The following is a 17972-nucleotide window of genomic DNA, read 5'->3' on the forward strand; positions in this document are numbered from 1 at the left end:
CTCCCGCCAGCAGCGCCTGGCGGGAGCAATCCGCGGGGAATAATGTGTCGCCCGGCGATTTAGCGATCCTGCTGCTCCCACTGCGCTTCCCGCTCACGCGCTTTTCTGCGGGCTTCCTCTTTTTCACGATACAGTGGCGGATAATAGATGTTCCCCCAGTCCCATTTACCGAACCAGAGACTCATCAGCGTACTAAAGATGAGTATAAGCACGGTATAAAACAGAACGGTTCCGCTTTCACCGCCGTGGCTGAACAGATCGATGACCAGCGAATGCTGCGCGTCGCTAAACCACTGCGGATGGTCATCAAGCATCATGAAAAACAGGATCCCAAAGAGTAAATCCCCGACTTTAAATCGTTCATGAAATTTCGTGCGCCAGTTTGCATTATGTTTTTCATAATAATTCAGCAGGAACTGGTTGTTTTCCTTCAACGCTAAATCAAGTACTTCGCCTGAAGGAACTTCACCCGACCTCTTCTGATAATCACTCTGCGCGCGCAAGAAATCCGGGAAGATACTGCTGTAGATGAGCTCATTGAGTAATAGCCTGACGATATTGGCTATAAAAGGCATCACGGTGGTGGCAATCAAACCTAAGGCGGCGAGCGCCACGCAGAAAAAACCCAGATGTTCGGTCCAGTTAAGTGTCTGAACAGGCCAGGTCAATATTCCTTGCCCGCTGTATACCAGCAGCGCCAGATCGGCGAAAAGGACAATATAGATGAAGCGGATAATCCATTGCCATTCCCAGATTTTATCCATAATCCCTAACCCTGCCGGGAAAGACGCTTTCTCTTTCTTTTCATCCGTCATCATTTACCTCCCCTTTGACTCACGGAACAAACATCCCTCGTTCAATAAAGAAAAACTGGCGCAAATGCGCCAGCTCTTAATTTAACGTTCACAACGAAGACCGGCGGTTCCCGGCTCGTCAGTGTTTCTCAATATACATCGTCCGGCTATAAGCCACGTCTTCCGGGTTATTAATGGGGTAACCTTTCACCCATGGTTTGATCAGGCGGCCGTTGATGTACTGGTAAATAGGTGCGATTGGCGCTTTTTCCGTGAGGATTTTCTCCGCCATGTTGTAGTCTGCGTTACGGGCTTTCGCCGTGTTTTCGAGCGTCGCCTGATGGATAATTTTATCGTACGCCGGATCGTTGAAACGCGAAATATTGCCGCTGTGGGTTGAGGTCAATAACGACAGGAAGGTCGATGGCTCATTGTAATCCCCAACCCATGACGCGCGGATCACATCGAAATTACCGGTATTACGGCTGTCGATGTAGGTTTTCCACTCCTGGTTTTGCAGTTTGACGTCAACGCCGAGGTTTTTCTTCCACATCGAGGCCACCGCAATCGCGATTTTCTGATGGTTTTCTGACGTGTTGTACAACAGGTTCAGCTTCAGCGGGCGCTGAGGGCCATAGCCCGCGGCCTGAAGCAGCGTTTTCGCCTGGGCATTAAGTTCCTGCTGTGACATCTGCTCAAACGGCGAGGTTTCTGGCGTAAACCCTACCGTCACGTCTGGCGTGAAATGCCAGGCGGGCTTCTCACCGGTTCCTAACACTTTGTCCGCCATGATGCGGCGATCGATGGTCATGCTCAGGGCGAGACGTACACGGGCATCGGCCGTGGGTCCTTTTTGCGTATTAAACGCATAGTAATAGGTGCCCAGCTGAGGCGGTGTATACACCTGTCCCGGAATGTCCTTGAGCAGCTTCTGATACATGTTTTTCGGGAACGATTCGGTGATATCAATATCATCCGCCAGATAGCGTTTAGTGGCCGAGGATTCCTGGTTAATCGGTATGAACGTCACTTTTTGCAGGACGGTTTTGGCGTTATCCCAGTAGTGTGTATTTGGCACCACAACCAGTTTTTCATTCACCACGCGATCTTTCAGAACGTAGGCGCCATTTCCGACCAGAGCCCCCGGACGCGTCCACTCTTTGCCGCTCTCCACATTGGCCTTTTGCACCGGATAGAAGGCAAAGTTTGCCGTCAGATTACTAAACCACGGCAGCGGTTTATCCAGCTGCACACGTAAGGTTTTTGCATCTACGGCCGTCACGCCCAGCGTATCTGGCGCGGCTTTACCATCAATTATCGCCTGTGCGTTATGGATACCCGCCAGCGCCGCAAACCAGGCAAACGGAGACGTGGTTTTCGGATCAACCAGACGCTGCCAGCTGTAGACAAAATCCTGAGCGGTAACCGGCGAACCGTCAGACCATTTCGCGTTATCACGTAAGGAGAAGGTCCAGATACGGTTATCATTACTCTGCCAGCGCGTCGCCACGCCTGGGGTCAGTTCACCTTTCTCATTCTGATTAACCAGTCCTTCAAAAAGGTCGCGAATGACCTGTATCTCGGGTAATCCCACGGCTTTTGCCGGATCAAGGGAAGCCGGCTCATCTTTAATGTGTCTGACCAGCTCCTGTTTTTGCGCCAGTACCGTGCCCTGTGGCACATCAGCGGCGTACGAGAGTGTAGAGAGTCCGCACAGCAACAGTGCAGCACAGAGACGCGAAACAGGATGCTTCATAAGATCCCCTTTTATGAATTCAGGTAATAAGCAGATGCGTAATTATTTGTTTCGACAATGAGAATTGCAAATACCTTCCTCCGGAAAGTTGATATCCGGCAATTTTCCCGCCATACGGAAACTATTTGATTAACCGCGAGTTTTGCACAACACTGCCAGTAGAGACTTCTTTATCAGGATTTCCTATGGCAATCACCCGACCCAGAGCGGAACGCGGCGCCTTCCCGCCAGGTGCAGAGCAGTATGGCCGTTCATTTTTAGGCGCATCGCTGATTTGGTTTCCGGCCCCCGATGCCGATCGCAACAGCGGCTTAATCATTGCCGGCACGCACGGCGACGAGAACTCTTCTGTCGTCACGCTCTCGTGCGCGCTGCGCACGTTGACGCCCAGCTTACGACGTCATCACGTGATTCTGGCCGTCAACCCGGATGGGTGTCAGCTTGGGTTACGCGCCAATGCGCGGGGCATCGATTTAAACCGTAATTTCCCTGCAGCAAACTGGCGCGCCGGTGAAACGGTTTATCGCTGGAACAGCTCCGCCGAAGAGCGTGACGTTGTCTTGCTGACCGGCGACACGCCGGGCTCGGAGCCGGAAACACAGGCGCTGTGCCAGTTAATCCATAAGATCCACCCGGCCTGGGTTGTCACCTTTCACGATCCGCTGGCCTGCATCGAAGATCCGCGGCACACCGAGCTGGGCGAATGGCTGGCGAATGCTTTCGCCCTGCCGCTTGTCTCCAGCGTGGGCTATGAAACCCCTGGCTCATTCGGCAGCTGGTGTGCCGACCTGGGATTACCTTGCATCACCGCGGAATTCCCGCCGATATCGTCAGACGAAGCCAGCAAAAAATATTTAAAAGCCATGGTGGAGCTTTTGCGCTGGCAGCCTCAAAAATGAAGGACGCCGCTGGTAAACGTGAGTGCCGGTGAAACGTCAACCGCCAGCCATGTCGGGCCATCAAGATCGGCAAAACTGACATGATTTACCAGCGGCAGCGCCGCGTTGATCGCCCGGGATGTACACAGCATACATCCCAGCATGATTGAAAACCCCTGAGCTTGCGCCTGTTCTGCCAGCGCCAGCGCCTCTGTTAGCCCGCCGGTCTTGTCGAGCTTGATATTGACCATCTCGTAACGACCCTGCAGTTCAACCAGGCTATCGCGCGTATGGCAGCTTTCATCCGCGCAGATGGGCAGCGGGTGGATAAAATTCTTCAGCGCCGCATCATCCTGTGCCGGCAGAGGCTGTTCCAGCATGGCCACGCCCAGGTCGGCCAGCAGCTGACATCGTGCGGCAAGGCCTTCGGGATGCCATGACTCATTCGCATCCACAATTAACGTGGCTGTCGGGACTGCCGAGCGGATAGCGACCATACGCTCGCTGATCAGACGATCGTCAAGCTTCACCTTTAACAGCGTCGCCCCCGCATCAAAGAGTGCTTTTGCGCTGGCGGCCATGTGTTCAGGCTCACCAATCACCACCGTTTGCGCCGTGACAACCGATGTCGGCAACGTGACGCCTAGCAGCGTCGTCAGCGAGGTTTGCTGTTTGCCAGCCTCCAGGCTCCAGAGTGCGCAGTCAATCGCATTACGCGCCGCGCCGGCGGGTATACGCTGCTGTAACGCCTCGCGGGTGAGCCCTTTTTCCAGATCGGGAACGAGCGTCATGATAAGTGCCATTACCGACGCCAGACTTTCGCCATAGCGCGGGTACGGCGTGCATTCGCCGACGCCCTTAATGCCGTCCTCTTCTATCTCCACCACGACCACACTGGCTTCGCTTCGACTGCCGCGGGAGATCACAAACGGGGTATGCAATGGCCAGGCTTCTTCATAGACCTTAATGCTTCTCATCACTGACTCCTTGCGGCCCGGAAAGGCGAAAAAATTGGTTTGCCGTGTTATCCGCTGATGGCATACACTAGCCCCGACGTTAACTATATGTAAACAGGAAGATATCTATGTCACAACTCGTTCATTTCCAGGGCAACCCGGTTACTGTTGCAGGTTCCATTCCACAGGCTGGCAGCAAAGCACAGGCTTTTACTCTGGTGGCTAAAGATCTGTCTGACGTCACACTGTCTCAGTTTGCTGGCAAACGCAAAGTCCTGAACATTTTCCCAAGCATCGACACCGGCGTCTGTGCTGCATCCGTGCGCAAATTCAACCAGCTGGCGACGGACATGGACAACACCGTTGTGCTGTGTATTTCTGCCGATCTGCCGTTCGCCCAGTCCCGTTTCTGCGGTGCTGAAGGTCTGAGCAACGTCATTACCCTCTCCACCCTGCGCAGCCCGGATTTCCTGGAAAACTACGGCGTGAGCATCGCGGAAGGCCCACTGAAAGGCCTGGCAGCGCGCGCTGTACTGGTTATCGATGAAAATGACAACGTCGTCTTCAGCGAACTGGTTAACGAAATCACCACCGAGCCGGATTACACTGCCGCGCTGGACGTGTTGAAAGCATAATGAATGCTTAGCATTCTATATAGCTTAGCAATCTAATGAAATAACAGGGTTTATTTCTCTTTGCAGGCTCTGGAAGACGACACATGACAAACCTCGCACTGGCGGGGTTTTTTATTCCCTTTAAGCTGAATCGTTAAAGCTAAACCCTTCACAGTTCACATTTACTGTGCAATTAATTGTATTAAAGTTAACTTAATTGCGATCTTATTCTCATATTAGACCTTAAATATTCATATTTTCTTCCCCAGTGAAGCACATCACATTTCCCTTCAGGTCAAAACATTAGATTTGCTGACGAAAGCAAATAATCGTTTCAGCAAAAAGGAAGGGATATGAAAATTAAACTGGCTATTACGCTCCTTGCAGCTTTGATTTCGGGTCATGCTGCGGCGAAAACCTGGGTGCTGACAAGCGCTGAAAGCGGCGTGGAGAAAGGAAACTGGAAAATAACGAGCGATGAGCTGAAGTTAAAAGATCAGGCGTTCAGCATTGAACAAAAAGTGTTGCACGGTGGCAAACAGGAAGGCAGCAAAATCCTTGTTATCAGCAGTAAAAGTGGCCTGACCATTACCTTAAGCCCCTCTCGCGGCATGAACCTGCTCCATGTGGAAGGCTTCGGCACCAGAATGGGCTGGGATTCCCCGGTAAAAGAGGTCGTGAACCCGGCATATATTAATCTGGAAAGTCGCAACGGGCTTGGCTGGCTGGAAGGTTTCAACGAGATGATGGTGCGCTGTGGCTATGAGTGGACGGGCCACCCAGTCACGGCTGACGGCCAAATCTACACGCTTCACGGCAAGGCGGGCAATACGCCTGTATCGCAGGTTGAAGTAGAGGTGGCTGACGCCGCCCCCCATGAAATTCGAATTCGCGGTTTGATCAAAGAGAGCACGTTCAAAAAGCAGATTTGCAGACCATGACCGAACTGCGTTACGTCCCAGGAACCAACCAGTTCAGTTTGCATGATGTCCTGACAAACCATGCCGATTACCCGCATGATTATCAAATCATCTACCACAGCAACTTTGGTACCCCGATCCTCGAAGAAGGTGCACGCTTCCTTGCCCCGGTCGCGAGCGTCAGTCCATTCAATGACTACGCAAAAGCCGGTGTCAACGACTGGCAGACCTATGCCGGGCCAACGAAAGGCTTTGATGAGATGGTGTTTAACCTCAAACCGCTTGCGGATAACAACCACGAAACCCTCGCGGCCGTGGTGAATAAAGCCGGTGATAAAGGGGCGTCCATTCAGTTTGATACCCGCCAGTTGCCGGTGCTGACCTTATGGAAAAACACCGACACCCTGAAGCAAGGTTATGTCACCGGTATTGAGCCGGGTACCAGCTACGCCTACCCGGTCACCATTGAGCGCGAACAAAAACGCGTTAAGCAATTGCAACCGGGAGCCAGCACACAGTTTGATCTGACCTATACCCTGCTCCATAACCCGCAACAGGTGAAAGACGTGGAGAACCGAATTGCATCGATTCAGGGAGAGACAAAGGTCGACATTAATAGCACCCCTATCGCAAAAGAATGAGTAAAAAAAAGCCTCTTTACAGAGGCTTTTTACCGTTATTCGTCACCCTTCTTCTGATTCAAACCATACTCTCGCAACTTATTGGCAATCGCCGTGTGTGAAACGCCAAGGCGTTTTGCCAGCTTACGGGTGCTTGGATAGCTACGGTACAGTTGCGTCAGCACGGAGCGCTCAAAACGGCTGGTAATGTCATCCAGCGAACCTTCCATCGCCTCTTCACCTACTGACACCGTCCCGGCATCGTAATCCGGTAACAGAATATCCTGCGGACGCAGTTCATAACCTTCCAGCTGCGTCAGCGCGCGGTAAACGGCGTTCTTGAGCTGGCGAATGTTGCCCGGCCAGCCGTAGCGCATGAGCACCGTGCCGAGATCGGCTGAAAGCTTCGGACGCGGTACACCCTGCTCGTCGGCAAAGCGCGCCACAAACAGTTCGGTCAGCGGCATGATATCCTGCGGGCAATCGCGCAGCGGTGGGATATTCAGCGTCAGGACATTCAGGCGGTAGTAGAGATCCTCGCGGAATACCCCTTTTTGCACCAGTTCGACCAGGTTTTTCTGCGTCGCACAAATCACACGCACATCCACATGAACTTCGTGATCCTCGCCTACGCGGCGGAACGTGCCATCATTGAGGAAGCGCAGCAGCTTGGCCTGCATGCGTGGCGACATTTCACCAATCTCGTCCAGCAGCACGGAGCCGCCGTTAGCCTGCTCGAAGAACCCTTTTTTACCTTCCGGCGCGTGACCAAATAATTCGCTTTCGACGGCATCTTCCGGAATCGAGGCGCAGTTCAGGGCCAGATACGGTTTTGCCGCTCGCGGGCTGGCCAGATGCACAGCATGCGCCAGCAGGTCCTTCCCGGTACCGGTATCGCCGGTAATCAGCAGTGGCGCGGTCAGACTCGCGAGTTTGCGCGCCTGATCCACCACATGCCGCATTTTCGGGCTGACGGCAATAATCTGGCTGAATGCCCCCACATCCTGGCTGGAGATATTTTGCAGCTGACGGCCCATGCGCACGGTAGAACGCAGCATGATCACGGCGCCGGTCAGAACGCGCGTGTCGGCCTCGCCTTTCAGATAGACCGGCGTTATCTCCATTAAGAAATTCTGTCCGTGGATAACCACATGCTCGCTGTGGGTGTTCTGCGGGTTGCTGTCCAGCCAGCGCTGGAAGTTAAAGCCGGGAATCAACTGTGCTGCGTTGTGGTTGCTGAGTTTTTCCTGACTCTGCGCGAACAGCTGGCAGCTGGCATGGTTAACACGCTCAACCTTACTTTTTAAATCCAGGGAGAGGAAAGGCTCTGGCATGGCTTCAAGCAATGCGCTCAATGCCAGATGCTCACGCTCCGACGGCATCCAGGGGATGGTGCGTACATCCGTAACGCCAGCGATACGGCGTATTTCTGCCATCAGGCTACTGAACGTATTAAATTCAATTTCGGCAAAATTGAGGTAAATTCGCCCGACAGGATCGATCTCAATGCCACGTAAATCAATGCTACGTAAAACAAGAAGATCGAGTAATTCGCGGGTCAGACCGAGACGGTCTTCACAGAAGACTTCAAGACGCATGGGAAATTCACCGTTTTAAGCCAATAACATTAAAATGATATGTCAGAACACGGTGATCGGGAAGATGGCTGTCAACAAATATTGACAGCCAGCACGATTAATGACCAAACCGGCTACTGAACCGGTTTTTTATTGAGCGTCTCTTTGAGCTGACCGATTAACTCACGTCGGAAATCCCCCAATCGCGGCTTATCGCCATCAATCCACGGCAGTGGACGGCACACTTCCATCGCTTTGATGCCCAGACGGGCGGTCAACAAACCGGCACCAATACCCTGCGCGGCACGGGCAGAGAGACGCGCCGCCAGATCCTGCGACATCCAGTCCATCCCCACTTCCCGCACCAGCTCGCTTGCTCCTGCAAAGGCGATGTTGAGCAATACCAGACGGAACAAGCGAAGGCGGCTGTAGTACCCCAGCTCAATACCGTATAAAGCAGCAATCCGGTTAATCAGACGCAGGTTACGCCAGGCGATAAACGCCATATCCACCAGCGCCAGCGGGCTGACGGCAATCATCAGGGTTGATTCCGCAGCAGAGCGGCTGATTTCGCGCCGCGCCTGGGCATCCAGCACCGGCTGCACCATGTGGGAATACAGCGTCACCACTTCACGATCGTTCTGGGTTTCATGGATAGCGGCATACCAGCGCTGAAGCGCCGGGTGTGACTGGTCAATACCCGCCTGACTGGCCAGCTTTTCACAAAACGCGCGGCCTTTGCCGGTTCCGTGACTGTGGAGCAGATCCCGCGCTTCATCACGCTCATGGGCGCGCTGTCGCAGGCGCCACAGGCGACGCCACTCGGTCGCAACAGACCCGACACCCGCCCCCACAATCAGAGCACCGGCAGCGCAGCCGCCCAACGCGACCCAATCCTGGGTTTGCCAGGCGTTGACTGCCCACTGGACGCCTTGCCCAACCACGCTGACGCCAAACAACGCCAGTCCGGCAGTCACCATCTTTCGCCACAGGCTGCGTTTTGGGCGTAGCGCGGCTTCCACGACCGCTTCAGCCGGCCCCTCTTCAACAAGCAGCTCTTCGGTCAGCGCTGGGGCAAAATTATCTGCCTGCGGGCCATTAAACGTCTGCGCAGTTTTAAACGCCTCCGGGTGCTCTTGCTCAAGCGTTCCGGTAAAATCAATGCGCGGTTTTAACGGTTCCGTCATCGCAATTTATCTCCAATCAAAAACTCCAGCGCCGCATCCAGACGGATATGCGGTAACGGCTGATCGACCGTCATGGCCTGCGGGCGGAAGGCTTCAAACTGGAAGCCCTGGTTCTGCCAGAAGGCCGGCCCCGGAAGGCGTGCGGGCACTTCGCCCGGATAGACAGTAAGCGGTTCGCCGTCGCTGAGACGATTCCCGCGCAATGCCGGTATTTTCTCGCCATTAAGGTCAATCAACCCACTCTGTGTCGCCTGTACGGAAGCCAGTCCGAGGCAATCCATGCTGATCCCTTCGAACGCGGCATTCTGCCAGGCGTCCTGCACCAGTTGCTGCAGCAGCGACACCATATTGGCATGCTGATCGACCGTCACGTGATCGGCTTTTGTGGCCGCAAACAGCAGCTTGTCGATAACGGGTGAGAAGATACGGCGAAACAGCGTGCGCTGCCCGTAGTGAAAACTTTGCATTAACTGTGTCAGCGCCAGGCGCATATCGTTGAAGGCCTGCGGCCCGCTGTTCAGCGGTTGCAGGCAATCCACCAGCACAATCTGGCGATCAAAACGTAAAAAGTGGTTTTTATAAAAACCTTTCACCACCTTTTCACAGTAGTAATTGTAACGCTCGCGCAGCATTCCGGCGTTAGTGTGTTTGTCCGCCTGGGCCAGTTTTGACTCCCCGATGCCATCCACGTCCGGCCACGGGAAAAACTGCAGCGCAGGTGCGCCCGCCAAATCTCCCGGCAGAACAAAACGGCCCGGCTGGATGAAATGCAACCCTTCCTGCTTACACTGATGCAGATACTCCGTCCAGGCCTCGGCAATCGCCGCCAGCCGGTTTTCATCGGCAGGCGCCAGCGGATCCAGGCCTTCGCACAGTTTTCGCCATTTCGTCGACCACTCGGCGCGGTTGCCCTGCAACAGCCCCGTCATCTGTCGTGACCAGTTGAGATAGTCCTGTGCCAGCATAGGTAAATCGAGCAACCACTCACCGGGATAATCCACAATTTCCAGATACAGGGTGGAGGTATCCTTAAAGTGGCGCATCAGGGATTCATTAGAGCGAAAACGCAGCGCGAGGCGAATTTCACTCACCCCGCGCGTCGGCGTCGGCCAGGTGGGCGGTTCACCATAAAGCTGAGCCAGCCCTTCATCATAGGTAAAGCGGGGAATGCCAAAATCGCGCTGAGGCACACGTTTAACCCCCAGCAGGCGCTCTTCCCGCACGGCGCTCAGCAGCGGCAGCCGCGCCCCACTGTGCAGGTTAAGCAGCTGGTTCACCATCGCGGTGATAAACGCCGTCTTGCCGCTGCGGCTCAGCCCCGTCACCGCCAGACGCAGATGACGGTCAACGCCACGGTTCACCAGTGAATTGAGTTCGTTCTTAAGTCGCTTCATCGCCGTCCTTCATTGCCCGGAAGCCTCAAATACATTGCTTCAGAATACAATAAATGGGGGCAGATCGTTGATTATCAATTCTTATTTATTGCTATTGCCGTTTTCTCTCCAGTAAGATGAACGACATTGCTGTTAGTCAGGAGTGAGTAAGGTGTATGTCACCCACCATCTATGATATCGCACGGGTTGCCGGCGTTTCGAAATCAACCGTCTCCCGCGTTCTGAATAAACAAACGAATATTTCTCCTGAAGCGCGTGAAAAAGTGTTGAAGGCGATTGACGAATTAAATTATCAACCCAATAAACTCGCCCGCGCCCTGACCTCTTCTGGCTTCGACGCCATTATGGTTATTTCGACACGCTCGACGAAAACCACCGCCGGCAACCCTTTTTTCTCTGATGTTCTGCATGCCATTACAGCCAAAGCTGAAGAGGAAGGTTTTGACGTTATTTTGCAAACCTCGAAAAGCAGTGAAGACGATCTGCTGAAATGCGAAAGTAAAATAAAACAAAAAATGATTAAAGGGATCATCATGCTGAGCTCACCGGCAAATGAATCCTTTTTCACAACGCTGGATGCTTATGGCGTACCGGTGGTCGTCATCGGGAAAGTCGAAGGTGATTTTCAGAATATTTACTCGGTCGACACGGATAATTTTCACGACAGCGCCACGCTAACAGAAACCTTTATTAAAAATGGCCGACGTAACATTGCCTGTCTGCATGCGCCGCTCAATTATCATGTTTCGATTGATCGTCTTGCCGGTTATAAAGCCAGCCTTGAAAAGCACGGCATCGCCATTAACCCGGCGTGGATCATCGACGGCGGATATACCCATGAAAGCGCGCTTGCCGCGGCCACAGAATTGCTCTCCTCGGCCACGCCACCTGATGCGGTATTTGCCACCGACAGCATGAAGTTACTCAGCCTTTATCGCGCGGCGGATACTCTGGATCTGAGGATCCCCGAGCAGGTTGTGATTGCAGGATACAGTGACCCGATGCTCTCTCTCATTTTAACGCCAGCACCCGGGGGCTTTGATATCCCAACCCGCAAGCTGGGTGAAGAGAGCTGCAATCTTCTTTTCAGGCGTATCGCCGGTCAGCCTGCGCCACAAAAAGTGCTTGTCGATACCCGCTTTACGTTAGCGCCCTCTCTTCGCTAAAACCAGGGGCTGAAAGCCCCTGGCATCCGGTCTGTCAGAACGCGTAATTAACGCCAACACCCGCGTAGTGGAAACGGTCGCTGTCGCCTTCGTCATGGTTTTCCCATTCGTAGGCGTATTCCAGCGTCATGGATAATCCATTGTTGAAGTCATACGCGTACAGTAAACCCAGTCGGTTGAAATCGTGTCCTTCACGATCGGGGTCGTCCTGCCAGTCCCAGTTCGACCAGCGATCCAGCCCCAGACGGGTATATGGCGTGAGCGTCGTCTGGCCTAATGAAACAGGCAGATACGCGCGAATTTCCTGCGTTGAAAACTCGCCGTTATTACGTGAACTGTCCATATTGAAACCGCGCTCAAGATAATAGTTCACTTTTGCAGAGAAGGTTTCATTAATGGTCCAGGTAAAACCCGTTTCCGTTTCTACACGGCTGTCGGCATAACCGGTTTTTTCCAGGTCATTCGCAAACTGATACATGGCAAACCAGCCACCAAAACGCCAGTCGTCGGACAATTTAATATCCCAGTCCGGCTGAATTTTGTAGCGCTGCATATTTGCGCTACCGTCTTTGGCACCGTGTTCATCTTTAAAGTGATAACCGTAATTACGGAAACCGCCGGTCAACCCGAGTGTAAAATCATCGGTGCCAATAAAGCGATAGCGTAATTCAAATTCCGGACGGTCAAAATAGGTCCCACGGGTCATGCTGCTGTAATCAACCGGTCCTTCCTGATACATTGCCAGCGAAAGGGTCCAGGCATCCCATGTGGCATTAAACCACACAGAGGGTTCATATAATCCATCTTTATCGTCGCCCTGACCTTCGACGTTTTCAATTTCATACATGGCACCGATATTAAATTCCCAGTGTTTTGCTGATTCCGTTGCGTGCGCGCAGCTAACCCCTGCGCACAGAACGAGCGCAGCACGTCTTAGTAGAGTACTCATTTAAATGTTCCCTTTATAATTAACTCAAAAAAAACCGGAAATTTGCATTTCCGGCGAACGCCTTTCTTATCTAATAGCCACTTCAGTATCAGCGTCGAAGAAATGACATTTATTCATATCGAACTGGATGCCGATATTATCCCCCGCCGCATAATCATTTACCGCTCCTGCACGAACGACCAGCTCATGCCCGCCCACGGTGGCATAGAGCATGAACTCAGCCCCGGTCAGTTCGGCCACGCTGACTTTTGCCGCAATATCATCCCCACGGCTTTGCAGCGTCAGAATATCTTCCGGCCGGATCCCAAAGACCACGGCTTTACGCTGATATCCGGCGGCATTCACCGCCGCCAGCGTGTCTTCAGGTATCTCCAGACGCAGCGTTTCCGTCACGAAATAGCGATCGTCTATCGCGCCCCGGATAAAATTCATTGCCGGTGAGCCGATGAAGCCCGCCACAAACATATTCGCCGGTTCGTTGTAGACCTGCTTAGGTGCCCCCACCTGCTGAATAACGCCATCCTTGAGGATCACAATGCGGGTCGCCATCGTCATCGCTTCCGTCTGATCGTGGGTCACGTAAATCATTGTGGTGTTGAGCTTCTGGTGCAGCTTGCTGATTTCAGCGCGCATTTGCACACGCAGCTTGGCGTCGAGGTTAGAAAGCGGTTCATCCATCAGGAAGACGCCGGCTTCGCGCACAATCGCCCGTCCTAACGCCACGCGCTGACGTTGGCCACCCGACAATGCGCCAGGTTTACGCGTGAGGTAATCACGCAACCCCAGGATTTGTGCCGCCCAGTTCACGCGCTCTTCAATGACCGCAGGGGCAATTTTCTGCATCTTCAGGCCAAACGCCATGTTGTCGTAAACCGTCATGTGCGGATAAAGCGCATAGTTCTGGAAAACCATCGCAATGTCGCGGGACTTGGCGGGCACATCGTTCATACAGACGCCGTCAATCACCAGCTCACCGGCGGAGATCTCCTCCAGCCCGGCAATCATACGAAGCGTCGTCGATTTACCGCACCCCGAGGGACCCACAAAGACGATAAACTCCTTGTCCTCAATTTCGAGGTTAAAATCCTTAACCACATGGACCTGGTTATCGTAGATTTTCTGAATATGTTTCAGAGACAGTTGAGCCATTTTTAATTCCTTATCATTACCGTTCGGGATGCCCAGAAATCCGTCAGGCATTTCCAGGTCAGTTCCTGCGTTGAATGAAGTTGTAATCCCGCATGGTTCAGGCCAGGCCCAATCCCGACCGAGAGCATTCCCGCCGCGTTGATTGCCTCAACGCCGGCTGCAGCATCTTCGATTCCGATAGCCTGCTCGGGGCGCACGTTCAGCCCGGCGCAGGCCGCAAGAAAGATCTCCGGGTCCGGTTTTGAGCGGGCAATGCGCGAGGCATCGGCGCAGAAATCAAAAGCCCTCTCAATGCCCAGCGCCTGCAAAATACCGGGGGCGTTAAGGGACACTGAGGCCAGCCCGATTTTGACGTTCGCCGCACGAATTTCCGCCAGCACCTCGCGGATGCCCGGAAGCAGAGAATCCTGCGTCAACGACGCCAGAGACCCGACGTAGCGCGCGTTCTTTTTATCCGCGAGCGCCTGCCGCTGCTGGTCGTTAAACTCCCCCTCTTTTCCGCCATGGCGCAGGATCCGCTGCAGCGATTCCATACGGCTTATCCCTTTCAGCTCGTCGTTGAACGCCACGTCGAGCGAGATGCCAATTTCCTGCGCCACGGCACGCCAGGCCAGAAAATGCAGATGCGCGGTATCGGTGATCACACCATCAAGATCGAAGACAACGGCCTCAGGCTTCATGATTTGCTCCTGTGGTAGCGGTCCCACCAAGAGATGTAAAAAAATCCCTGAAAGAACAGACCTGCCGATCCATTATGCACAGGGTTTTACCCCACAGCGTTAAGCTCACCGGTGCAGTGGTTTCAATCGTTAAAACATCATTTTCAAACGTGAAGTGCATGCGCGCGTTTCTCCATCGCAGCGGGAAAGCCAGTTTTCGCCAGTGGGCAGGCAGCTTCGGGGCAAGATGCAATTCCCCCTGGACGATCTGCATGCCGGCAAATCCCTGAATAACGCCGGACCAGATAGCCCCGGTGGCGGCAGCATGAATCCCGTCATCGCAGCTGTGCGGATCGTCGCCCAGATCGATGGCGACACCCTCGCGCCAGAAGGCGTAGGCCCTTTCCGTATCGCCACACCGGGCAGCAACAATTCCATGAATCGCTTTGCTCAGCGAAGAGTCGTGTATGGTACGCGGCTCGTAGTACGCCAGGTTGGCAGCACACTGCTGTGGGGTAAACCGTTCCGGCAGCAGGTAGTTGAGCATCACCACGTCGGCCTGTTTAAGGATCTGCATCTCGTTCACTTCCGCGCGGGAGTAATCGAGCAGAATGGTCTGTTTACCCGCTTTCGCCTTATAGCGGCTCAGATCGATAGCCGGTTTCGCCATGAAGGTATCATCCTGAGGAAGGACCCCTTCTGCGTTGGCTTGCGGTAACCACAAACGGGACATAAACCGGCTGGCATTCTCCATGAAGCCATCATCTTCACGATTGAACATCGCCATAAACTGGCGCGCACAGGCGACATTGTGCCAGGCCAGATAGTTGGTGTAGGCATTGTTATTGACGTGCTCCGTGTACTCATCCGGCCCGATCACATCGTGGATTTCCAGGCGATCATTGACTTCCGTCGCCCGCCCCATCCAGAACGTTGCCGTCTCTATCAGTAGCGTCAGCCCTTCGTTACGCATAAAAGCGTCATCATGTGTCGCCTGCCAGTAGGCCACGACAGCCCAGGCAATGTCCGCCACAATGTGATGTTCTGCCAGCGCAGAGGCCACTTTCTGGCGCGTGCCCGTGCGGATGTTGATTGCCGCATATTCCGGCGTTTCCTCCTGACCGCTCGCGGCACTCTCCCAGGGGAAAAGTGCGCCAGGCCAGCCGTTGCGACGCGCTTTTTCACGAGCCCCGGCCAGGTTGAGCCAGCGATAACGCAGCAGACTGCGGGCGACATGCGGACGCGTAAAGAGATGGAAAGGCAGCAGGAAAATTTCGGTATCCCAGAAGACGTGGCCTTTATACCCTTCGCCGGTCAATCCTTTCGCGGCGATACTGCAGCGCTCATTGTCGGCAGGCGTCATGGCGGTCAGATGCCAGACGGTATAATCCAGCGCGAGCTGATCCTGCGGTTCCGCAGACGTTACCGCCACCCGCGCATCTCGCCAGACGTCTTCCCAGGCGCAGGCAGAGCTCTCCAGCAACGATGCGTAGCCTCGCGCTGCGCACACCTTGAGTTCGGCCAGTGCGTTACGCGCAAACGACGCCTGCGAAAGGGCTTTGTCACTGCGGTGGGCGACCCAGACGATCTTTTCAAGCGTGACAGTGTCACCCTGCGAAACGTTCAGGGCGTAATGCGCACTGATGCGACGATTTTTAGCGGTAAAGCAGCTTTCGCTACCCGCTGAAAGCCGGCAGAACGCGGATATAACGACATCAGAAACCCGGTCCTGCGTTTCATACACGCCCTGCATACAGTTCTGGTCGAATACCCGGACTGAAATCTCATCCAGATGCTGCCTGCCGCTGTTGGTTTGCGTCGCATCAATTCCGGTTTTCAACACCACCTGCGAGGGCCCATCAAGGGGAGTGATGGCGAGTTGCATTGCCACTAACGGCAGCTGAGCGAGAGAAACGAAACGACGGCTCTCCAGGCGATAGCGTTTCCCGTCGGGCGAGCGCCAGAGCACGCTGCGACGCAGTTCACCATTGGCAAACGCCAGCTCGCGCTGCCACTCAAGAAGCGCCCCGGAAAGCAGGGTAAAATTCACACCATCCAGTTCAACCTCAATACCGGTAATATCCGGCAGGTTGATTAACTCCGTGGTCTCATTGCGACCTGCGCGATGATAAAGCCCGGCGAGATACATGCCTCTGGTTTGCTGGGTGTAATCCTCTTCGTGTGCCGCGCGAATGCCCAGGTAGCCATTGCCGCAAGCCATGATGGAGGCGTATTTATTCAGACTGTGGGGAGAGAAGCCCGGTTCGGTTAAAACAGACACATTCAGCATAACGTCACGCTTTCCCCTGTATCCGCCGATTCATAAAGCGCGGCAACAAGTTGCTGGATAACCAGCCCCTGTTCCGCATCTGCGATCATAACCGGCTCTCCCAGCACATGGCGTACAAACGCCTCCATGCTGCGCAGGTGACGCTGGTCGTCTGCCTCATCACGCTGCATGAGGGTCTGTAAAACGCCCGCCTCATCGTGGTAAATGTGAGCCGGGAAGAGCGTGGCCCCCGCCTTTTCGCCACAGAATGAAACATTCATGATCGACTGCTCACGGATATTCAGCGCAAACGACGTATCCAGGCGCAGAACGCCGCCATTGCAGAATTCAATTGTGCCAAACAGAGCATCTTCAACGGTAAACCGGGCGGGATCCCACTCGCCAAACTGTCCACTGTTTTTACGGTTCCCCAGCTTCTGGAAGCTGTGGGCGGTCACCCTTTTTACCGCCGGAAAACCCAGCACATACATCGCGGCATCCAGCATATGAATACCGATATCGATCAGCGGTCCGCCACCCTGTAGCGATTTGTTCGTAAAGACACCCCAGCCCGGCACGCCGCAACGACGCAGCGCCTGCGCCGACGTAAAGTAGATCTCACCTAACGCCCCGTTTGTGACAGCGTCACGTAGCAGCTGCGTGTCGAGCGCAAACCGATGGTGAAAATCATACGCCAGCACTTTTCCCGCTTTACGGGCCGCCCTGCGCATCTGGTCAGCCTGTTGCGGCGTCATGGCAGGCGGTTTTTCGCACATCACATGACATCCGGCCTCCAGTGCCGCCATGACATGTTCAAAATGGAACCGGTTTGGGGAGCAGACGCTGACCACATCAGGTTTTACCGCCTGCAGCATTTCAGATGCATTCTGCCAGACCGAAGGAATTGCATGACGTTCCGCAAACGCCTGTGCCTGTTCAAGGCCGCTGTCCATGACAGCGACCATTTGAACATCACTGCGTGTGGCGTAATACGAGGCATGCACTTTGTCCGCGACCTGCCCGGCGCCAATAATGGCGACGCGCAGAAGCGAAGGTGTTGAAGCACTCATCACGCTCGTCATCC

General features: G+C 54.2%; 14 protein-coding genes and 1 pseudogene. 4 read left to right on the forward strand and 11 right to left on the reverse strand.

Features of this window, described 5'->3' with window-relative positions; all coding sequences use genetic code 11:
- Positions 1–59 precede the first annotated feature (59 nt).
- Together AC2FAP_RS06765 and AC2FAP_RS06770 are read right to left on the reverse strand one after the other, a co-directional pair.
- On the reverse strand, positions 60–818 hold the full coding sequence (locus AC2FAP_RS06765) for a hypothetical protein (RefSeq protein ID WP_047356420.1): 759 nt from the start codon (positions 816–818) through the stop codon (positions 60–62).
- Positions 819–933: 115 nt separating this feature from the next.
- Positions 934–2550, reverse strand: a complete 1617-nt coding sequence (locus AC2FAP_RS06770) for a peptide ABC transporter substrate-binding protein (RefSeq protein ID WP_485452888.1) — start codon at positions 2548–2550, stop codon at positions 934–936.
- Positions 2551–2735: 185 nt separating this feature from the next.
- Between AC2FAP_RS06770 and mpaA the strand changes: the two genes are divergently transcribed.
- On the forward strand, positions 2736–3449 hold the full coding sequence (gene mpaA / locus AC2FAP_RS06775) for a murein tripeptide amidase MpaA (RefSeq protein ID WP_485452889.1): 714 nt from the start codon (positions 2736–2738) through the stop codon (positions 3447–3449).
- Here mpaA and ycjG read toward each other — a convergent pair.
- Positions 3440–4405 (reverse strand): L-Ala-D/L-Glu epimerase, encoded by a 966-nt coding sequence (ycjG, locus tag AC2FAP_RS06780; RefSeq protein ID WP_485452890.1) that lies wholly within the window; start codon positions 4403–4405, stop codon positions 3440–3442. The two genes, mpaA and ycjG, sit on opposite strands and share 10 nt — an antisense overlap.
- A gap of 107 nt (positions 4406–4512) precedes the next feature.
- Here ycjG and tpx point away from each other — a divergent pair, with 107 nt between their 5' ends.
- Entirely contained in the window at positions 4513–5019 is a 507-nt protein-coding gene (gene tpx / locus AC2FAP_RS06785) for a thiol peroxidase (protein WP_063214359.1), read from the forward strand.
- 332 nt (positions 5020–5351) lie between these two features.
- Positions 5352–6559 (forward strand): annotated as a pseudogene (locus tag AC2FAP_RS06790) (aldose 1-epimerase family protein).
- Positions 6560–6594: 35 nt separating this feature from the next.
- Here the strand turns inward: AC2FAP_RS06790 and tyrR are convergent.
- From tyrR to AC2FAP_RS06805, 3 genes are all read right to left on the reverse strand, one after another.
- Positions 6595–8136, reverse strand: a complete 1542-nt coding sequence (tyrR, locus tag AC2FAP_RS06795; protein WP_014170325.1) for a transcriptional regulator TyrR — start codon at positions 8134–8136, stop codon at positions 6595–6597.
- Positions 8137–8249: 113 nt separating this feature from the next.
- Positions 8250–9302 carry a YcjF family protein gene (locus AC2FAP_RS06800; protein ID WP_020882470.1) on the reverse strand — a complete coding sequence of 351 codons (1053 nt, stop codon included), beginning with the start codon at positions 9300–9302 and terminating at the stop codon, positions 8250–8252.
- Positions 9299–10696, reverse strand: coding sequence for a YcjX family GTP-binding protein (locus tag AC2FAP_RS06805; protein WP_449541679.1), 1398 nt, complete (start codon positions 10694–10696; stop codon positions 9299–9301). Before AC2FAP_RS06805 ends, AC2FAP_RS06800 begins: the two co-directional genes overlap by 4 nt.
- 155 nt (positions 10697–10851) lie before the next feature.
- Between AC2FAP_RS06805 and AC2FAP_RS06810 the strand changes: the two genes are divergently transcribed.
- Positions 10852–11862, forward strand: coding sequence for a LacI family DNA-binding transcriptional regulator (locus AC2FAP_RS06810; RefSeq protein WP_059306831.1), 1011 nt, complete (start codon positions 10852–10854; stop codon positions 11860–11862).
- Between the two features lie 34 nt (positions 11863–11896).
- On the opposite strand, the gene AC2FAP_RS06815 is transcribed toward AC2FAP_RS06810, so the two are convergent.
- The 5 genes from AC2FAP_RS06815 to ycjS form a co-directional block, all read right to left on the reverse strand.
- Complete coding sequence (locus AC2FAP_RS06815; RefSeq protein ID WP_020882467.1) at positions 11897–12811, reverse strand: OmpG family monomeric porin; 915 nt, start codon at positions 12809–12811, stop codon at positions 11897–11899.
- Positions 12812–12877: 66 nt separating this feature from the next.
- Complete coding sequence (locus AC2FAP_RS06820; protein ID WP_032669771.1) at positions 12878–13960, reverse strand: ABC transporter ATP-binding protein; 1083 nt, start codon at positions 13958–13960, stop codon at positions 12878–12880.
- A 2-nt stretch (positions 13961–13962) separates the two neighbouring features.
- On the reverse strand, positions 13963–14640 hold the full coding sequence (pgmB, locus tag AC2FAP_RS06825) for a beta-phosphoglucomutase (protein WP_020882465.1): 678 nt from the start codon (positions 14638–14640) through the stop codon (positions 13963–13965).
- The gene (locus tag AC2FAP_RS06830; protein WP_020882464.1) at positions 14630–16909 is read right to left on the reverse strand and encodes a glycoside hydrolase family 65 protein; all 2280 of its coding nucleotides are present in this window, start codon (positions 16907–16909) and stop codon (positions 14630–14632) included. The genes pgmB and AC2FAP_RS06830 overlap by 11 nt, the downstream gene beginning before the upstream one ends.
- Entirely contained in the window at positions 16903–17961 is a 1059-nt protein-coding gene (gene ycjS / locus AC2FAP_RS06835; protein ID WP_025204017.1) for a D-glucoside 3-dehydrogenase, read from the reverse strand. Before ycjS ends, AC2FAP_RS06830 begins: the two co-directional genes overlap by 7 nt.
- Positions 17962–17972 lie beyond the last annotated feature (11 nt).

The sequence above is a fragment of the Enterobacter cloacae complex sp. 394I7 genome, from assembly GCF_057320345.1.